Origin of the sequence: Streptomyces durocortorensis, assembly GCF_016901035.1 — a bacterium.
In the GTDB taxonomy this organism is placed as follows: Bacteria; Actinomycetota; Actinomycetes; order Streptomycetales; family Streptomycetaceae; genus Streptomyces; species Streptomyces durocortorensis.
The window spans coordinates 1-466 of the sequence record NZ_JAFEUF010000088.1 but is presented as its reverse complement, the minus strand read 5'-3'; the positions used below and the strand labels follow the sequence as shown (position 1 = coordinate 466).

1 pseudogene is annotated in these 466 nt (G+C 75.1%); it reads left to right on the top strand.

The annotated features are described in order from the left end of the window. A pseudogene (locus JS521_RS37680) lies at positions 1-249 on the top strand (hypothetical protein); the annotation flags it as partial. Positions 250-466: the final 217 nt, after the last annotated feature.

The window sequence follows — 466 nt, the reverse complement described above, 5'->3', positions numbered from 1 at the left end:
GGGGCGGGGCGGGCGCCCCGCGGCGGACGGGACTCAGTCGTCCCGCTCGCCCTCCCGGTCTCCGTCCCCGTTCCCGTCCCCATGACCGTTCCCGTCCTTGTTTCCCTTCCCGTCATCCCGGCCCTGGTTCCGGTTCCCGTTCTGCTGGTCGCCGCCCTGCTGCTGATCGCCCTGCCGCTGACCGCCGTCACCGACGTCCTGAGAGGGGGCCGAGGACGGGCTCTGGTCCGGCGTGCCCGCAGAGCTTGAGTCCGGGGAGAACAGGATCATCCCCAGATACACGGCGGCCAGGAACGTGGCCGTGCCCGCGATGGCGCTGGCCACCCTGGGGCGCCGTCGGATCGCCTCACGGGTACTGCGACGGCGGGCCGGAGCCGAGCGGGTCGGCGTCTGCCGTCTTCGCCCCGTCGGCCCCGGGAGCCGGTACGTCGTCGGGCCGACCGGGGCGGGCGGCACGGCGGGGGAG